This is a genomic window from Bradyrhizobium sp. SYSU BS000235 (assembly GCF_049747295.1).
Lineage (GTDB): Bacteria > Pseudomonadota > Alphaproteobacteria > Rhizobiales > Xanthobacteraceae > Afipia.
In genome coordinates, this window is record NZ_JBMHJM010000002.1 from 177608 (window position 1) to 195724 (window position 18117).

General features: G+C 59.8%; 18 protein-coding genes. 6 read left to right on the top strand and 12 right to left on the bottom strand.

All coding sequences use genetic code 11. The annotated features are described in order from the left end of the window. Positions 1 to 48 precede the first annotated feature (48 nt). The 3 genes from aspS to ACP0KA_RS26170 all read right to left on the bottom strand — a co-directional run bounded on the left by aspS (position 49) and on the right by ACP0KA_RS26170 (position 3357). Positions 49 to 1821, bottom strand: a complete 1773-nt coding sequence (gene aspS, locus ACP0KA_RS26160; RefSeq protein WP_424631875.1) for an aspartate--tRNA ligase — start codon at positions 1819 to 1821, stop codon at positions 49 to 51. A 372-nt stretch (positions 1822 to 2193) separates the two neighbouring features. Continuing rightward, positions 2194 to 3039: a VOC family protein gene (locus ACP0KA_RS26165; protein WP_424631972.1), complete on the bottom strand. Its 846-nt coding sequence runs from the start codon at positions 3037 to 3039 to the stop codon at positions 2194 to 2196. A 90-nt stretch (positions 3040 to 3129) separates the two neighbouring features. After that, positions 3130 to 3357 carry a hypothetical protein gene (locus ACP0KA_RS26170; RefSeq protein ID WP_424631876.1) on the bottom strand — a complete coding sequence of 76 codons (228 nt, stop codon included), beginning with the start codon at positions 3355 to 3357 and terminating at the stop codon, positions 3130 to 3132. Between the two features lie 346 nt (positions 3358 to 3703). Between ACP0KA_RS26170 and rnd the strand changes: the two genes are divergently transcribed. Then, entirely contained in the window at positions 3704 to 4852 is a 1149-nt protein-coding gene (rnd, locus tag ACP0KA_RS26175) for a ribonuclease D (protein ID WP_424631877.1), read from the top strand. A 9-nt stretch (positions 4853 to 4861) separates the two neighbouring features. On the opposite strand, the gene alkB is transcribed toward rnd, so the two are convergent. The 6 genes from alkB to ACP0KA_RS26205 all read right to left on the bottom strand — a co-directional run bounded on the left by alkB (position 4862) and on the right by ACP0KA_RS26205 (position 11502). Then, positions 4862 to 5515 (bottom strand): DNA oxidative demethylase AlkB, encoded by a 654-nt coding sequence (gene alkB / locus ACP0KA_RS26180; protein WP_424631878.1) that lies wholly within the window; start codon positions 5513 to 5515, stop codon positions 4862 to 4864. Further along, positions 5515 to 6261, bottom strand: coding sequence for a 2OG-Fe(II) oxygenase (locus ACP0KA_RS26185; RefSeq protein ID WP_424631879.1), 747 nt, complete (start codon positions 6259 to 6261; stop codon positions 5515 to 5517). The genes alkB and ACP0KA_RS26185 overlap by 1 nt, the downstream gene beginning before the upstream one ends. A gap of 79 nt (positions 6262 to 6340) precedes the next feature. Then, on the bottom strand, positions 6341 to 7873 hold the full coding sequence (gene ppx, locus ACP0KA_RS26190; protein ID WP_424631880.1) for an exopolyphosphatase: 1533 nt from the start codon (positions 7871 to 7873) through the stop codon (positions 6341 to 6343). Positions 7874 to 7904: 31 nt separating this feature from the next. Beyond that, positions 7905 to 10091, bottom strand: coding sequence for an RNA degradosome polyphosphate kinase (locus ACP0KA_RS26195; protein WP_424631881.1), 2187 nt, complete (start codon positions 10089 to 10091; stop codon positions 7905 to 7907). A gap of 128 nt (positions 10092 to 10219) precedes the next feature. Continuing rightward, on the bottom strand, positions 10220 to 10903 hold the full coding sequence (locus ACP0KA_RS26200; protein ID WP_424631882.1) for a chromosomal replication initiator DnaA: 684 nt from the start codon (positions 10901 to 10903) through the stop codon (positions 10220 to 10222). Between the two features lie 53 nt (positions 10904 to 10956). Further along, complete coding sequence (locus ACP0KA_RS26205; protein WP_424631883.1) at positions 10957 to 11502, bottom strand: CDP-alcohol phosphatidyltransferase family protein; 546 nt, start codon at positions 11500 to 11502, stop codon at positions 10957 to 10959. Between the two features lie 334 nt (positions 11503 to 11836). On the opposite strand from ACP0KA_RS26205, the gene purM reads away from it, so the two are divergent. Beyond that, positions 11837 to 12910, top strand: a complete 1074-nt coding sequence (gene purM, locus ACP0KA_RS26210) for a phosphoribosylformylglycinamidine cyclo-ligase (protein ID WP_424631884.1) — start codon at positions 11837 to 11839, stop codon at positions 12908 to 12910. A 1-nt stretch (position 12911) separates the two neighbouring features. Next, positions 12912 to 13568: a phosphoribosylglycinamide formyltransferase gene (gene purN / locus ACP0KA_RS26215; RefSeq protein WP_424631885.1), complete on the top strand. Its 657-nt coding sequence runs from the start codon at positions 12912 to 12914 to the stop codon at positions 13566 to 13568. Positions 13569 to 13803: 235 nt separating this feature from the next. Here the strand turns inward: purN and ACP0KA_RS26220 are convergent, their stop codons facing one another. Continuing rightward, the gene (locus ACP0KA_RS26220) at positions 13804 to 14007 is read right to left on the bottom strand and encodes a cold-shock protein (protein ID WP_424631886.1); all 204 of its coding nucleotides are present in this window, start codon (positions 14005 to 14007) and stop codon (positions 13804 to 13806) included. A 557-nt stretch (positions 14008 to 14564) separates the two neighbouring features. Between ACP0KA_RS26220 and ACP0KA_RS26225 the strand changes: the two genes are divergently transcribed. Next, a complete protein-coding gene (locus ACP0KA_RS26225) occupies positions 14565 to 15503 on the top strand; it encodes an autotransporter outer membrane beta-barrel domain-containing protein (protein ID WP_424631887.1) in 939 nt (312 codons plus the stop codon). 40 nt (positions 15504 to 15543) lie between these two features. Here the strand turns inward: ACP0KA_RS26225 and ACP0KA_RS26230 are convergent, their stop codons facing one another. Continuing rightward, positions 15544 to 16389, bottom strand: a complete 846-nt coding sequence (locus ACP0KA_RS26230) for a YjbE family putative metal transport protein (protein ID WP_424631888.1) — start codon at positions 16387 to 16389, stop codon at positions 15544 to 15546. 35 nt (positions 16390 to 16424) lie between these two features. Then, entirely contained in the window at positions 16425 to 16847 is a 423-nt protein-coding gene (gene ndk, locus ACP0KA_RS26235; protein ID WP_424631889.1) for a nucleoside-diphosphate kinase, read from the bottom strand. 598 nt (positions 16848 to 17445) lie between these two features. Here ndk and ACP0KA_RS26240 point away from each other — a divergent pair. Continuing rightward, complete coding sequence (locus tag ACP0KA_RS26240; protein WP_424631890.1) at positions 17446 to 17688, top strand: hypothetical protein; 243 nt, start codon at positions 17446 to 17448, stop codon at positions 17686 to 17688. A 202-nt stretch (positions 17689 to 17890) separates the two neighbouring features. After that, the gene (locus tag ACP0KA_RS26245; RefSeq protein WP_424631891.1) at positions 17891 to 18115 is read left to right on the top strand and encodes a hypothetical protein; all 225 of its coding nucleotides are present in this window, start codon (positions 17891 to 17893) and stop codon (positions 18113 to 18115) included. The last annotated feature ends 2 nt before the right edge of the window (positions 18116 to 18117 follow it).

Sequence of the window (18117 nt, forward strand, 5' to 3'; positions counted from 1 at the left end):
TCCTCAGCACGTCTACTCGAAATTGATATCGATGATTGTTCTTACAAATCAGTTTTGCGGCAGATTGAGCCTGATGTGAAGCTCCCGCAGTTGCTTAAGTGCCACTTCCGAAGGAGCCCCCATCAGCAAATCTTCCGCGCGCTGATTCATTGGGAACAGCGAAATTTCGCGCAGGTTGTTCGTGCCGCAGAGCAACATGACAATGCGGTCCACACCCGCGGCCATACCGCCATGCGGCGGCGCACCGTATTGGAAGGCCCGATACATGCCGCCGAAACGCTCGATGACGGTCTCCTCGCCATAACCTGCGATCTCGAACGCCTTCACCATCGCCTGTGGACGATGGTTGCGGATACCGCCTGAGGCGATCTCATAACCGTTGCAGGCGATGTCGTACTGAAACGCCTTGATGGTCAGCGGGTCCTGGGTCTGGAGCGCTTCCAGACCGCCCTGCGGCATCGAGAACGGATTGTGCGAGAAGTCGACCTTCTTCTCATCCTCGTTGTATTCGTACATCGGGAAATCAACGATCCACGCGAGTTCGAACCGATCCTTGTCGATCAGGTTCAGCTCTTCGCCGACCTTGGTTCGCGCGAGACCGGCGAACTTCCAGAACTTCGACGGATCGCCCGCTACGAAAAACGCAGCGTCACCTTCCTTGAGGCCCAACTGCTCGCGGATCGCCGCCGTTCGCTCTGGGCCAATATTGTTGGCCAGCGGACCAGCACCCTCACCGCCTTCGCGCCACATGATGTAGCCGAGGCCGGGCTGGCCCTCGCCCTGTGCCCATGAATTCATGCGATCGCAAAACGCGCGCGAACCACCGCCGGGACCTGGGATTGCCCAGACCTGATTGATCGGGTCTTCGAGCATGCGGGCGAACACCTTGAAGCCCGAGCCGCGGAAGTGCTCGGAGACGTCCTGCATCACCAGCGGATTGCGTAGGTCCGGCTTGTCGGTGCCGTATTTGCGCAGCGCCTCCGCGAACGGAATGCGCGGCCAGTTCTTGGTCACCGGCTTGCCCTTGGCGAAGTCCTCGAACACACCGGTGATGACGGGCTCCATCGCAGCAAAAACATCCTCTTGCGTGACGAAGCTCATCTCGAGATCGAGTTGGTAAAACTCGCCGGGCAAGCGATCGGCACGAGGGTCCTCATCGCGGAAGCACGGCGCAATCTGGAAGTAACGATCGAAGCCCGACATCATCAACAGTTGCTTGTACTGCTGCGGCGCCTGCGGCAGCGCATAGAACTTGCCTGGATGAATACGGCTCGGCACGAGGAAGTCCCGCGCGCCCTCCGGCGATGACGCCGTCAAGATCGGCGTCTGGAATTCAAAGAAGCCGGATTCCTTCATGCGCTTGCGCATGGAGTCGACGATCGCGCCGCGCGTCATGATGTTCTGGTGAAGCCGCTCGCGACGAAGGTCGAGGAAACGATACTTAAGCCTTATCTCTTCAGGATATTCCTGGTCACCGAACACCGGCATCGGCAATTCGCCGGCTTCGCCAAGCACCTCGATCTCATTGATGAAGAGCTCAACCGTGCCGGTCGGCAATTCGGGATTGTCGGTGCCTTCGGGACGCCGACGCACCTTGCCGTCGAAACGCACCACCCACTCCGAGCGCAGGGTTTCGGCCAATTTGAACGCCGAAGAATCCGGATCGATCACACATTGCGTCAGGCCATAGTGGTCGCGCAGATCGATAAACAGAACGCCACCATGGTCGCGGATGCGGTGACACCAGCCTGACAGCCGAGCCTCCTGGCCGATGTTGGCTTCGCGGAGAGCGCCGCAAGTGTGGGAACGATAGCGATGCATGAAAATCCTGGAAAAGGCTCAGAGGGCAGAATCGGGAATATGCGCTCACGGGGGCGCGCGCAGGGTTTACCCGAGCGGGCGGAACGCGGCAACCGAATGTGGCCGATGATGCGCTGCAACCGTGCGGAAAGTTTAAGGAAAACAACCCGTGTGGTGTTCGGAAGTTCGCTTCACTTTCGCTGCGCGCCCCTTCGAGCGAGCCGCGCACCCTTCAAGCGAAGGTCGGAACATAAATCTCCCTAGAATCATAGATTTGCTGAGGTTCTTTCAGATTCGACGCTCGCTGCGGAGCGCGCTTCATGACGAGGCGAACTTCGGATCCGGAACTCAAGCCCCGAGCAGCCTTTTTGATCAATTGTCAGGCCGAAGCTGTCACCTCACGCCCTGCTGGATCAGCAGCGTCGGGACACCAAAGGTTCCCGTCTTAACGGTGGCAACCCGGCTACCAGGCTTGCGGCCATCCCGGATCTCGGAAACCTCCAATCCTGCCCTTCGCAACCGCTCCCGCGCGGCGGCAATGTCCATGGTCCGCCAGGACAGGCCCCAGATCTTGTCGGGGCCCTGGCCGACGCCGTCTTTCAAACGATGGATAATTTCAACGATGAGGTCGTCGCCGCAGCGAAAGAACAGAAACCGCGTATCCAGGTTGGGAACAGTCCGGTCGAGGGCCATGTCGAGGCCGAGCCGGGCTCCATACAGCGCAGCCGCGCGGTCAGGGCTTGGGGTGCTGAGAACCAGGCTGTCGAGGGCTTCAACCGCATCGGAAGCCGGATCAGCCGGCCGGCCCAACGGTTCGGAACGCTGGAGAAAGAACATCCGGACCCCATGGGTCAAGTCGTCGGATGCCCGCATGCGCTGCCATGACATCGAAGCCCCGGTTGTTGAATCCTGGCTCTGTCCCTCGGTGATAGCGTCGGGCGCGAGGCTAAGGCGCGTCAGGCGGCGATGCGCCTTCGTGACATCGGCAACTGCGAAAGCGAGGCTGGCCAGCCCCTCACCCTGCTTATCAAGTGCGGCCTGAACCCGTTCTCCGGCGGCGCCCTCGCCGGACGGCGCCATCAATTCCAACGACATGTTCGCCAGAGTGAACAACGCGGTTGCCGCGCCGTGGCTCTGTGTTCGCCATGACGGTGCGCAGCCAAGCAGCGTTTGATAGGCATCAACGCCAGCGTCGATGTCACGAACAAGCAATACGACGTGGTCAAGTCCGGTAATCATGCGTGCAAGGTCCCCAATGGCCTTGCAGCTAATCATGACAACCGCCTTGACGCAGCCCTTCTGACGGACTGCATGGCTGCGGTGCGGTCGTCAGTCGTCCAGCCGGCACCGCTTGCGGACCGTCGCGCTATGGTCATTGCGCTTTGGGTAATTGACGCAGGATTCCGTAAAAGCGACATCGCGATAGAGACGCGGCTTAACATCGACATGAAGCGTTGTGTTGACCTGAAGATGAGGGCGAACGTGGATATTCAGGGTGTTCGCTCCAGCCTTAGCCGGTGCCAAAATCGCGGCTAATAAGCCGGCTGCGCCGGCCATCGAAAAAACGCTCCGGACCACTACAGTCTCCTCGACGTGTGCATTGCGACAACTGCCGATTTGGTCGCGCACGCCGTGGAACAAGTTCACGACGGCCCGTGGCCGCCCGGGCCATGTCCTGACGGCCTGTCCGCTAGTGTGGTGGTTCAGAAGTTCGCTTCATTTTCTCTGCGAGTCCTTCTAGCGAACTTCTGAACCTAAACCACACTAGAATCATAGATTTGCTAGTGTCCTTTCGAATCCGAAGTTCGCTAGGAGGTGGCTGCAGTATGAGGCGAACTTCGGATTCGGGACACTTGCCGATTTTCGCATGGATAATTTCGCTCAAAGCGGTAATAAGCCCCGCATGGAAATTATCTCAACAACAGGCGAACTCACCGCCGTCTGCCACCGCCTCGCCCAGCACCCCGTCATCACCGTCGACACCGAGTTTTTGCGCGAGACGACCTATTATCCGCTGCTTTGCGTCGTGCAGATGGCGAGCGCGGAGGAAGCTGTCGTGATCGATGCCTTGGCCGAAGGCATCGACCTGACCCCATTCTTCGAACTGATGGGCAATGAGAAGGTACTCAAGGTCTTCCACGCGGCACGGCAGGACATCGAAATCATCTGGCATCGCGCGAACATTGTCCCGCATCCTGTGTTCGACACGCAGGTTGCCGCCATGGTGTTGGGATATGGAGATTCGATCGCCTATGACCAGCTTGTGGAGCGGGTCACAGGCCACCGCCCCGACAAGACACATCGCTTCACCGACTGGTCGCAGCGCCCGCTGACCCAGGAGCAGATCCTGTACGCTGTCGCCGATGTGACTCACTTGCGCGATGTCTTCGCGGCACTCGATGCAGACCTGAAAAAACGCGGCCGCAGCGAATGGGTGAGCGAGGAGATGGACATCCTGACCTCGCCGAAGACGTACGACGTCCATCCTGAGCGTGCCTGGGAGCGCCTGAAAACCCGCGTCCGCAAGCCGAAAGAACTCGCGGTTTTGATGGAAGTCGCGGCGTGGCGCGAGCAGGAAGCCCAGACCCGCGATGTCCCTCGCAGCCGGGTCCTGAAAGATGACGCCATCGGCGATATCGCAACCCACGCGCCCACCACCCTCGAACGCCTCGCCAATCTCCGGTCCCTGCCGAAGGGTTTCGACAAGTCGAAATGGGGACAGGACATCATTGCCGCCGTGAAACGCGGACTGGCGCGCGATCTCACGACCTTGCCCAAGCTCGACAAGCCGCGTGGCAACGCCAACGGCTCTGCGACCGTGGAGCTCCTTAAGGTGCTGCTGCGCATGACCTCCGAGCGGCATGCCGTGGCCAGTAAGGTGATCGCGACCGTGGACGATCTCGAGCAAATTGCAGCCGATGACAATGCCGATGTTGGCGCCTTACACGGCTGGCGCCGGGAATTGTTCGGTGAAGCGGCGCTGGCGCTCAAGAAAGGCCACCTGGCGCTTGCCATCGACAAGGGGCGCGTGGTGCGCGTCGATCGCGCTTAAGGTTTAGCGTCAGCGCGTCTTCCGGAATGTGAGATTGATGCGCTGGCGCCCGAGCAACGGGTGCTCGCCGTCCGCCAACGGCAGCACGCCGTGAAACGCAAGCCGCGACGGGCCGCCCCACACCACCACATCCCCGTGCCTCAACCGATGACGCTCGGGCCGATCGCTTCGCTTGAATCCGCCGAACTGAAATGTCGCGGGCAATCCAAGTGAAACGGAGACGATGGGTGCATCCAGATCGAGCTCATCCTTGTCCTGATGCAGCGACAGCTTCGCACCCGGCTCGTACCGATTGATCAGGCAAGCATCCGGGCGAAAATCCATGAATCCGGTCTTTGCCGAAGCGTCTCGCGCCAACGCCACGAACACATCCGGCATCGTCGGCCATGGCCTGCCACTGTCCGGATCGATGGCATCATAGCGATAGCCCCGATGATCGCTGACCCAGCCGACATTTCCGCAATTGGTCATGGCAACCGACATCCGGTGACCACCCGGCGTGATCAGATGGCGGAACGGCGCGCGTTCAGCAATCGCGTGCACCTCCGTGATCAACGCACTCTCTCGCGACCGTGCGAAGCCGCCCAGCAGCATCGCCCCCGGCGCGAGTGTCACATCGTGTCCGATGTCATCGATGTCTATGTCGTCGAACAGATCGCGCATTATTTGGCGTCGTGAAAGATGATGCCCACTGTGTGGCGCTGGCCAGATCGTATCTGGCTCACGCCATGTCGAAGGTTGACACGATACGACCCCCGCGTCCGCTGCACGGGCCTGTTGTGCACAGCGAACACCACGGCATCACCTTGGCGCAAAGGCACTACTGCCGCACGCGATTGCATGCGTGGCCGCTGTTCCGTCAGCACGAACTCGCCGCCGGCGAAATCCCGTTCGGGTTCGGACAACAAAATCGCCACCTGCAACGGAAACACGTGCTCGCCATAGAGATCCTGGTGAAGGCAGTTGTAATCACCGGCGACGTACTGCAGCAGCAGCGGGGTCGGTCGCGTCTGCCCTGCCTTGTGGCAGCGCTTGATGAAGTCGGCATGCATGGAAGGATAGCGCACATCGATTCCCATCGACTCGTTCCAGCGGTTGGCAATGGGGGCCAATCGTGGATACAGCGCAGTGCGCAGGCTCGCGATGATATCCGGCAGCGGATAGGAAAAGTACTTGTACTCGCCGCGTCCGAAGCCATGCCGCGCCATGATGATGTGACTGCGGAAGGCATCGTCCGCGATGTAGAGGCTGGCAATCGAGCCGCATTCGTCGGGCGACAGCAGATTGCTGAGCACAGCCCAGCCGTTGTCATCGAGATGCTTCGCGATCGCGGGCCATTCGACCGCGTCAACGCGGGGCGCAATGTCACCCGCGCTGACGGTGAAAGGCTGTTTGAGTGCTGCGGTCATGTGCAGGCTCCAGAGTCAGAAAGAGTCTGGCTAACGCCCGATGAGGTCCTGATCCACCCGATTTCCGGGGGCAAAAAGCCTACGGCCTCACGACCACGCCGCTGCGCCCCATCAGCCGCGCCAATTGCTTGAAACGGTTGCTCAACCGATCCGACGCGAGTTCCGCCACACTCTTGTCGAGCACGAGTAAAAGCTTTCGCGCCTGATTGCGGAAATGCGTATGTGGCAGCACGCCGCGCTGAGCCGCGGAGATCAGAACCGCGACCCGGATAGCGGCGCCGATCAAACGCGCCCGGTCGACCATCGCCGGCGTCACCAACGCGCGGACGTCCTCCGGGGCCTCGTTTTCCTCGTTCAGTCCAGCGTAACGATAGTAGATCGCCAGCGCGAGGAACGCCCTGCCCTGATGGGTGATGGCGCCGAAATTCCCATTCGTAATGGTGTTGAGCGATTGCTCGCCGCGATGATCGGGGTGCGACCGCCATGCGAGATCGGAGAGCAGGCAGGCTGCGTGACGCAACCGGCGCTCGTCGTCGTTCTCCCGAACGCCCGCAACGCGGATGATCCGATCCGTCCATGCCATCAGGTCGTCCGCATGGCGCGGCGACCGGGCCCGCAATGTGTTCAGCGTTTGAGCCGCGGCGAGCAAGCCATCCTTGTGGCGCTCCTTCTCCGACAACATCTCGTAGAGCAACCCTTCGCGCACGCCGTAGGTGGAGAACACGATGGTCTTCGGCTTCGCAACGCGGATGACATATTCGAGCACCAGGGCCGCATACGTCAGCAGCGGTCGACGGGCATCCGCCACCGTCTCGATATCCGCAAGCGTATCGGTAGCCGCGAGACGGCGAAGCCGCTTCACGAAATCCAGCGCATCGGCGGCTGGAATGCTATAACCGTGCATCACGTGCAGTGGATAGCCGCTCTGAATAATGTGGATGCGCGCGAGCGCACGCCACGTGCCGCCGACCGCATAAAAGTTTCGTCCGGCACCTGCTTTAAGCTGGGGCAAGCCGGTAATCGCGTCCGAGACGATCTTCTCGGCTTTCTTCAGCGACTTCTGCGACGCATCCTGGAGCGCAAGGCCACCGAGCGGAAGCGTGAGCCCCTGACGAATGCGATGTCCGCGAATATCGATCAGTTCGAGCGAGCCGCCGCCCAGATCTCCGACGATGCCGTCGGGCTTGTAGACACCGGACGAAACGCCAAGCGCGGACAATTTCGCTTCACGCGCGCCGGATAGAATTTCTATTGAAGCACCGCAGATGCGCTCGGCCTTGGCAATGAAATCCGGGCCGTTGGTCGCGTCACGACAGGCAGCAGTGGCAATGGCGTAAACTTCGCCAACCTTCATCACTTTGCAAAGTGCCTTGAAGCGCTTCAGCGCTGCGAGCGCCTTTTCTACCGCATCAGCGGCGAGCAAGCCGGTGGACTGAACCTCGCGGCCCAACCCGCACAAGGTCTTCTCGTTGAACAGAGGCGCAGAGCTACGTGACTTGTCTTCATAAACGACAAGTCGAACGGAATTGGAGCCAATGTCGATGACGGCGATGCTCTTGGAAGGTTTGCGAACACGCTGTTGGCGTTCACGTACCGGCGGCGTGACTGTCACTGCCGCCGGCTCAGCCGCAGGCGTCGGAGCACTAACGCTCCGAACGGCGCGTAAGACGACGCGGCGAAGATTCTTTAAGCGACTTTCCACGGCCTGACAGACTCGGATTCGTCATGAAATAATTGTGCACGTTGAAAGGCTCCTCACCCTTCGCGGTCTTCATACGCGTTGACGAACCATCCGGCAACAATAGCCAGCTCTGCTCGTTGTCTTTCAGATTCGCGACCATGATTTGTTCGAGAACCTGCTGATGCACCGTGGGATTTTGCAATGGACACAATACTTCGACACGCCTGTCGAGGTTACGCGGCATCATGTCCGCCGACGAGATATACACAGCTGCCTTCGGACTCGGCAGCCCATGACCCATGCCGAAGCAATAGATTCGGCCGTGTTCCAGGAACCGTCCGATGATCGATTTGACGCGAATGTTCTCCGACAATCCAGGAACACCGGGCCGCAGACAGCAGATACCGCGGATAACAAGATCGATGGAGACGCCCGCTTGTGACGCTTCATACAGCGCATCGATGATATCCGGATCAACCAGCGAGTTCATCTTCATCCAGATCGCGGCGGGCTTGCCGTTGTGGGCGTGATTGATCTCGCCCTCGATGTGTTCGAGGATTCGCTTGCGCAACGTCAACGGCGACACCGCCATCTTTTCGATATCGCTCGGTTCCGCATAGCCGGTGATGTAGTTGAACACGCGCCCCGCATCCCGCGCGATAACCGGATCCGACGTGAAATACGACAAATCGGTGTAAATGCGCGCGGTCACCGGATGATAGTTGCCGGTACCCGCATGCACGTAAGTTGTGAGAGCAGCGCCTTCACGCCGCACCACCAGTGAGAGCTTGGCATGCGTCTTCAACTCAAGGAAGCCGTACACAACCTGCACGCCTGCGCGCTCGAGGTCGCGCGCCCAACGGATATTCGCCTCTTCATCGAAGCGCGCCTTGAGTTCAACCAGCGCCGTCACCGACTTGCCGGCTTCGGCCGCTTCGGCCAAGGCACGCACGATCGGACTGTCCCGCGACGTTCGGTAGAGCGTCTGCTTGATGGCAACCACGTCCGGGTCGCGCGCCGCCTGTTGCAGAAACTGCACCACGACATCGAACGACTCGTAGGGATGATGAACAACAAGATCCTTCTGCCGGATCGCCGCGAAGATATCGCCGCCGTGATCGCGGACGCGCTCAGGATGACGTGGTACGTAAGGCGTGAACTCGAGATCGGGACGATCGAGCCTGGTCAATTGCGACAGCTCATTCATTGCGAGCACGCCATCCACCATTAGCACCTCGTCGTCCGCGGCCGACAACGCGCGCTGAACGAAGGCACACAACTCCTGCGGCATTCCCGCTTCAATCTCGAGACGGATCACCGATCCGCGGCGACGGCGCTTCAGAGCGGTCTCGAAGAGACGCACGAGATCTTCGGCCTCTTCCTCGATTTCAAGTTCGGAGTCGCGGATGATCCGGAATGCGCCCTGCCCTTTGACGGTATAGCCGGGAAACAGGCGTCCGATGAACAAGCTCGTGGCCTGCTCGAGCGTGATCAGCCGCACCGCGCTGTCCTTGCCGGCAGGAAGACGAATGAAGCGATCGATCTTGCCTGGCATGCGGATCAACGCGTTCATCGTCTTACCGTCAGAGAGACGTGCAAGGTGAAGCGCGATGGTGAATCCAAGGTTCGGAATAAACGGGAATGGATGGGCTGGATCGATCGCGAGCGGCGTCAGCAATGGAAAGATGTTGTGGAGGAAGTGCTCTTCGATCCACTGTGTTTCAGCCTTGGTGACATCCTTGCCGTCAACGAGCACGATGCCGACATCGACGAGATTGGCGCGCAAATCACGCCAGATCGCCTGCTGGTCATTGGCGAGCTTGGAGACTGTTTCGTAGATGCTCGCCAACTGCTCGCCGGGGGTCGCGCCATCGGGGCTGCGTTCGGAGATGCCTTCGCGGATCTGCGCCTTCAGGCCCGCGACACGGACCATAAAGAATTCATCAAGGTTGTTCGCTGAAATGGACAGAAACCGCACCCGCTCCAGCATGGGGTGATTGGTATTGACCGACTCTTCCAGGACCCGGCGATTGAAATGCAGCCAGGACAGTTCGCGATTGATGAAACGTTCGGGACTTTCGGCGATCCCCGGACCGCGGGCCACTTCCTCGTTTTCAGCTTTCTTAACAACGACTTGTGCGGTGTCCATCAGGCGAAATCCATTTCACATCGTCAGGCCGTGCCATCCGGCCCGTTCGCGGCGAACAATGTGCCAGCGTCATGACCGTTCGATGACATGATGAGCCAATACCCATGACGAACCAAGGGCCTGCGCGATCAGGCCGCGGTTTCTTTCAACACCTCAGCCGCGAGCGCCCGCGTGACGGGCCGCCCTTGCCGCAGGGCCTCGTCATCGAGCAACTCAACCGCCTGCCGTGCTGCAGCGAAGGACCGTTCGATGCGGGTTGCGAGATAGCTGACAAGCGACTCATCCACGACCATCTGGCGGTCGGCGCAGAACTTCACGATCAGCGCCTTGAACAGATGGTCATCCGGTGGCGCCAATGTCACCACCGGCACCGCGCGCAGCCGCGACTGTAAGTCGCGCAGTTCCACCCGGATCGCCGACGGCGGCGTACGTCCAGTCATCAGAATATAAGCTTCGTCTTCGCGGGCCAGATTCAGCAAATGGAATAGCGCGCGGTCATCGACGTTGGCGGGATCGAGATCCTCGACCACCAGAGCACCGGTCGCGAGCTCTCCAGGTACATTCACCGACGTCAACGTGTGTGCCGCGACGGACCGCGCGCCCGCTTCGGCAGCCCAGATCGCAGCGAGGTGACTTTTGCCGCTGCCTTCGGGACCGACGATCATCATCACGCGATTGGGCCAGTCCGGCCACGCGTCAACAAGAGCCAGCGCCTGTGCGTTTGCCGGCCCCTCAAGAAAATTGTCGCGCGAAAGGCTTTCCGCGTGCGGCAGCGCAAGTGCAAGCTGACGGGGTTGGACGCGGGCAGCCACGTAATCACTCCTTGCCGGACAACCCGGCTTCAACACATCGCGACGTATGAGATTCAGGGCAACGGCCCCGTGGTGCTCATATGCCGTGCCCACTCCACGAGATAGAAGGACACCGAAAGTAGCGTCAAGATCGTTACGAAACCCATTAAGATCGTATCGTACGGCGACGCACTGAAGCCGAAGCCGAGCGAAGCGAGCACCAACGCCGCAAATGCGACCTGAGCCACCGTATTAAGCTTGGACACCATCAGTGGTTTCATCGGAACGGGGTTGTCCAGCAGCCACGACACGATCACCGCGCCCACAATCATGAAGTCGCGCGAGACCACCAGGATGACGAGCCAGCGTGGCATCGCCCCCCAGATGCCGAGCGCAACATAGATCGAAACCAGCAGCGCCTTGTCGGCTACCGGATCAAGCAATGCCCCGATCTCGGTCGTCATATTGAAGCGCTTGGCCAGAAACCCGTCGATGGCGTCACTGACACCAGCAGTCACGAAGATCACGAAGGCGATCGTCATCTGGTTCGAGGCGATCGCCCAGATGATGATCGGCACCAGAAGGATGCGGCCTAAGGTGATGATATTTGGCAGATTCACGAGAGGTTCCCCGGCTGGCTATCTTGTACCGAGCCATCGGAGGCTTGCATAGGATTTGGCCGGTGGTGCGCGATCTGCCGCATCATCTACCCAAGCTATACACACCCTGGACCCGGGCCATTGCGCGAACGCGAAATCCGACGTAACCACCGGCTAAACCTTGGAAACTCAGTACCGCCGATTTGAAGTCCCTGCATCAGTTGCAGCGATCTCATCCAGGGACTTCAAATCGAATGCGGTACTGGAATCATAGGGTTGCTAGTACCCTTTGCTTTCCGAAGTTCGCAAAGGGGCTGCTGCGGCGTGTTACGAACTTCGGAAAGCGGGTACTAGCATGAGCGACAAGAAAACCAGCCTCACCTATTCATCCGCGGGCGTGGACATCGACGCCGGCAACCGGCTGGTCGACCTGATCAAGCCGATGGTGCGGGCCACGGCGCGGCCGGGTGCGGACGCCGAAATCGGCGGCTTTGGCGGGCTGTTCGACCTCAAGGCCGCCGGATTCAAAGATCCGGTTCTGGTCGCCGCGACCGACGGCGTCGGCACCAAGGTCAAGATCGCCATTGAGACCGGCGTGCACGGCGGCATCGGCATCGACCTTGTGGCTATGTCGGTGAACGACCTCGTGGTTCAAGGTGCCGAACCATTGTTTTTTCTCGACTATTTTGCCTGCGGCAAGCTTGACCCCGAAGCCACCGCGGCCATTGTTGCCGGGGTCGCCGAGGGCTGCCGCGAGTCCGGCTGCGCCTTGATCGGCGGTGAAACCGCCGAGATGCCCGGGCTTTACAAGGACGGCGACTATGACCTCGCCGGCTTCGCAGTTGGCGCCGCTGAGCGTGGCACCCTGTTGCCTCACAAGAATATCGCTGCCGGGGACGCAGTCATTGGCCTCGCCTCCTCCGGGGTTCATTCCAACGGCTTTTCGCTGGTCCGGAAGGTTGTGGAGATGTCCGGCGTCGCGTTCGACGCGCCCGCTCCATTTGCACCGGTCATGACATTGGGCGGCGCCTTGCTGGCCCCCACCAAGCTCTATGTGAAATCCTGCCTTCGCGCGATCCGCGAAACGGGGGCGGTGAAGGGCCTGGCCCACATCACCGGCGGCGGCTTCACGGACAATATTCCACGCGTGCTGCCAAAACATCTCGGCGTCCGCATCGATCTGAATGCCGTGCCGGTGCTGCCCGTGTTCAAATGGCTCGCGGCTGAAGGCAACATCGCCGAACTCGAGCTGCTGCGCACCTTTAACTGCGGGATCGGCATGGTTGCTATCGTCAAGGATGACGCCGTGGGCGAAGTCATTGATGTGCTCACACAAGCCGGCGAGCGCGCCGTTTTGCTTGGTGCTGTTGTTGAAACCTCCGGCGACGAACGGGTGATCTATGATGGTCACCTCGACCTGGCGGAGTGAGATGGCAAAGCGCCGTGTTGCGATCCTGATTTCCGGGCGTGGGTCAAACATGACCGCGCTGATCGAAGCCGCGAAGGCTGCGGACTATCCCGCGGAAATCGTCCTCGTTCTCTCGAATATCGCAGATGCCGGGGGACTGGCGAAAGCCCAGCAAAGCGGCATCAAAACCGCGACCATCGAGAGCAAGCCGTTCGGCAAGGATCGCGAAGCGTTTGAGCGCGCGATGCATGACATTCTCGTCGCGCACGACGTTGAGCTGGTTTGTCTGGCAGGTTTCCTGCGTTTGCTGACGCCGTGGTTCGTCAAACAGTGGGAGGGAAAGATGATCAACATCCATCCCGCCTTGCTTCCGTCCTATCGCGGGCTGCACACCCATGAACGTGCGCTCACCGACGGCGTCAAGATTCACGGAGCCACCGTGCACTTCGTCGTGCCCGAAGTGGATTCCGGCCCGATCATCATGCAGGGAGCCGTCGCCGTGCGCGGTGACGACACGCCGGATACGCTTGCCGCACGCGTGCTCGGCGTCGAGCATCGGATTTATCCGGATGCATTGCGCCTCGTCGCGGGTGGCAAGATCCGCATCGACGGCCCCGTCTGCAAGACGGACGCCTGCGGCAGCCCCGATGACGCGTTGATTTCGCCGGAAATCATTTAGACGAGCCGAGCAGCGCTCCGTCTCACTGGTCAATGCGCTGCGGATATCGTTAAAGGTGTTTACACGCGCCGCAAACGTGCTCGTGTTCGGCTTGCCGTCAACGCGAACACTTCAAGCATTTCGGAAGAGCCGGAAAATTTGCGTGCAACTCAAATCCGTTGAAAAAAGAAAACCCCGGCTGGTCAGCCGGGGGCAGCACAACGTCCACTGAAGATGGAAGCTGACCTGAGAAGCCTCAGGATATCTTGAGATTCTCGGCTGATGCCTTGCCGCGATTTTCAACCAGATCGTATTCGACCGTCTGGTTCTCATTGAGAGTGCTCAGTCCAGCACGTTCGACTGCTGAAATGTGCACGAACACGTCCTTGTCTCCGACTTGCGGCTTGATGAACCCATAGCCCTTGGTTGGGTTGAACCATTTGACGGTGCCTTTTGCCACGTCTGTCTCCTTCGTCCCTCATCCGGTACAAAAAAGCGCGGTCACGCTCTTCGCGTGCCACGCCGCTAGCGGGCTTCTCAAAGTCTTGCAGGGTTTATTGACTACCAAGCGCACAGCCGAACGGCCCAAATCCGATTGCTGTCGTAATCCCAACATGAAAATTTCACCTTAGCAAGCCGGATGAACGGGTTCCTGGGCGAACTAGGCGCACCTCGCTCCCTTAAAACTGGAGTGCGGTGCGTCAAAACCACCTGTCAGTGTGGCTCGACCGCTACATCGTATCCCATTGCCGACGGGCGCTATGGCCAAATGTTGACCAACTCCGCGATTCAGGGCTAATCGCGCAGGGCGCGGCTCTTTTTTTGAAGTCGGTTTTTATGAAAAATTTTACGTGGCAAGCTTGGTTAGGCCTGCCGAGGTCGCCCCTTGCGGTGGCGACAGCGACGTCAATCGCCGTTCTCCTCGGGGCGTCAGGCGCCCGCGCCCAGGTACCGCCATTTAACCCAGTAGGATTGCCAATCCCGCTCCCCGCCGACAACAACATCCAGTTTTCGGCAATGGCAGCCCAGATTGATCTGAGCAGCAGCTTCTTGCAGCGCCTCAATCGCCAGGCGACCTATGACTTCGCGATGCGCGACAATTCCGGAGGCGGTGGCGCCTCCCAAAGTATTGCGGATCCACTCTATCGGGTATGGGGCGAGAGCTATGGCCTGACATCACGAACCGATGCTCAGGGCGCCTTCGTCGGCGATCGCCGCAAGACATTCGGCGGCGTCGGCGGCATCGGGGCGACGATCGCACCGGGGCTGACTGTCGGCTTTTCGGTCGACCAGAGCCGCACCAACATCGACGTGCCGCTCGCATTCCAGAGCGCGACCCTCGACATGACGCAGCTCGGCATCAACGCGGCTTACAACAATGGACCGTGGACGGTGGCGATCGCTGCTGTCCACGGGTTTGCACAAGTCGACTCCAGCCGGGCAACAATCATCGGCACCGCTGCCGCCAATTATGGTGGCAAAGTCGATGGCGTGTTGGGTGAGCTGAACTACACCTACTCATTCGGTCAAAGCCGGATCGTGCCCAAAGTGGCGCTGGAATATGTCTCGGCTGTCACCGACAGCTATCAGGAAACCGGGGGCGCCTTTCCGACAACGGCAAGCGAGGCTACCGGCGAGCGTGCTCGCGTGCTGGTCGGGGCCGAGGTCGGTCACTACTGGATTTTCGATCAGCAGGCGGTCGACGTGTCGGCTTATGGCAAATTCGTCGACAACTTCTCGCAGAACATCGGTGCTGTGCAGGTCGGCCTGTCCGTGCCCGGTGCCCCTACCATCAATGTCCAGGGTATTCGGGAAAGCATGTACGGTGCAGATGCCGGGGCAGCCGTATCATATATCCTGAGCAACACCGCACGGCTCTACGCCAACTACGACGGCAAATTCCGTGATGGGTTTACATCTCACCAAGGCACGCTTGGCGTTGAACTGAAGTGGTAATCCGCCGGCCGCAGTGGCGGCCGGCAGATTAGATTTCGGATCAGGCCGCAGCCGGAACCTCGGCTTCGTGCAGTTCGTTGAGTTTGCGGCGGCGCCAGATCGAGCCCACCGTCAGCACAATCACCACGCCCAGCAGCGCAACGACCATTTCACCGATTTCGCCAGCGAAGTGCAGATGCTTCGCAAAGCCGAGCAGTGTCGAACTTGTATCGACATCAAGGGCGATGTGGCCATCCAGCAGGCGATGCAGCCAGGGCGCCACCGCCGGATCGGTCGCGATGACCTCGCCGGCGATCCAGCCGAGCAACGCCGCGCCAAACCAGATCAGCGCCGGAACACGGTCGAGCAGAGCCATGATCAGAGCAGCACCCGCCACGATCATTGGGATACTGATCGCCAGACCCAGCATCATCAGCACGAGGCTGCCATTGGCCGCCGCGGCAACCGCGATGACGTTGTCGAGGCTCATGATGATGTCGGCGATCGCGACAATGCGAACCGCCGCCCACAGATGGGCTGCAGCCTGCACGCCGTCTTCGTCTTCTTTTTCCGGCACAAGCAGCTTGGCTGCGATCAGCAACAGCGCCAATCCGCCGATCAGCTTGAGGTACGGGAGCGACATCAGTGTCGCCACGATGCCGGTGAAGATCACGCGGAGCAGAACCGCGACGCCCGCACCGAGCACCATGCCCCAAACACGTTGCTTGGGCTGAAGCCCGCGACACGCCAGCGCGATGACCAGCGCGTTGTCGCCGGACAGGAGGACGTTGATCCAGATGATCTTCGTCAGAGCGACCCAGAACTGGGGATGCTGAATTTCGTTCTGAAATTGCGTGAACAATCCGCCAATCGCGGCGGGATCGAATATCTGCGTCACCCAGTTCACATCAAAGGCCCCCCGCCCCCGTTAGAACAGTTGAATTAGCCGGCGATCTCGTTGCCCGAGAAAAATTGGGCGATTTCGACGACAGCGGTTTCCGGTGCATCCGAACCGTGCACCGAGTTTTCACCAATCGACTTCGCGTGCGCCTTGCGGATCGTGCCCTCGGCAGCCTTGGACGGATCCGTCGCACCCATCACATCACGATACTTCAGAATTGCATTCTCGCCTTCAAGAACTTGGACCACGACCGGGCCCGAAATCATGAAATCGACCAGTTCGCCGAAAAACGGGCGGGCCTTGTGCACGGCATAAAACGTTTCAGCCTGTGCGCGGGTCATCAGAATGCGCTTTTGGGCAACGATGCGAAGCCCCGCCTTCTCGATGATGGCGTTCACAGCGCCTGTCAGATTGCGCGCGGTCGCGTCGGGTTTGATGATCGAAAAAGTGCGCTCAATCGCCATGATCTTGTCCTTGGAACTGCAGTTTTTGGGAAGGTGGCCGCGCTTATAACGGCGGGTTTGACGAACAGCAAGCAGCTACCACCCTGCCCGACATGGCAGATCGAACCAACCGTCACAAAGCATAAAGGCCCCCGTCATGCCAGCGGCTTCCCCTGCGACAAGTTGGCATCCAGTGTAGCGGTTCTGAAGTCCGCATCATTCGTGCGGCGAGTCCGGGAATGCGGACTTCAGAACCAAAGCCACACGAGTGGAGTGGATTTGACATTCGCTGCCCCACCCGGCTGCGAGTTCGTCAAGCGAATGTCAAATCCAAAACTCCACTCAAAACTTATATTTGCTAGTGGTCCTTTGATTCTAACATTCGCAGGAGGGGCCCGCCGAAACGGGATGCGAATGTTAGAATCGGACCACTAGAACAATAACTTGCTAGAGCCCTTCGATTCCGAAGTTCGCAGACGAACGAGCAGCGGAATGATGCGAACTTCGGAATCGGGGCTCTAGCGCCGGTGAACCGGGTCGCAAGACGCAGCGACCCATTTGCATCGAGGCTGTTGCCTCTCACCGGCGCGATCGGCGCGCCATACCGAAGGAGACCATTATGCGTAAATTTGCCATCGGCTTCGCAGCTGCTGTTGCCCTCTCGGCCACCGCGCTTCTTCCGACCGCGGCGTCGGCCAAGGGGGGCTGGCATAACCATGGCTTTCATCACCATGGCTTTCACGGTCACGCCTTTGGCGGCCCCCGCTTCATCGTCAGCGGCGGCTACACCGGCTGCTATGTGAAGCGTCTCGTCGAGACACGCTACGGCCTGCGCTACCGGGTTGTGAACGTTTGCTATTGATACAACTGCTCCGCCCTACGCTTCCCCAACGTCAGCCCGGCCGCCTCGCGACCGGGCTTTTTTGCGGATCAGGTTCCAGGTTCCCCAAAGTTAAATTTTTACCGATTGCTCACCATGCCCGGGAAAAGCGCCGAACCAACAGGCTGAACAAGGCTTTGTCAGGTGTAACTTGAGTCAACGTTGAAACGAATGGGAATGGGTCATGTCACATCGCAACGTTCCTGATGTTCAGATCGACCATATCCACGCCGATGCCGTCTGCAGGGGGATCGGCGAGCGCCTTCGCGAAGCATTGAACAAGGAAACTCACGATACGCCGCAGCGCTTGCAAGCGCTGATCGACCGCCTTCCGGAGCTGGATCACGTAAAAACGCCGTCGATCGTCCCGGCGATGGATGAATTCACCCTATTGAAGCCGTCACGATAAAG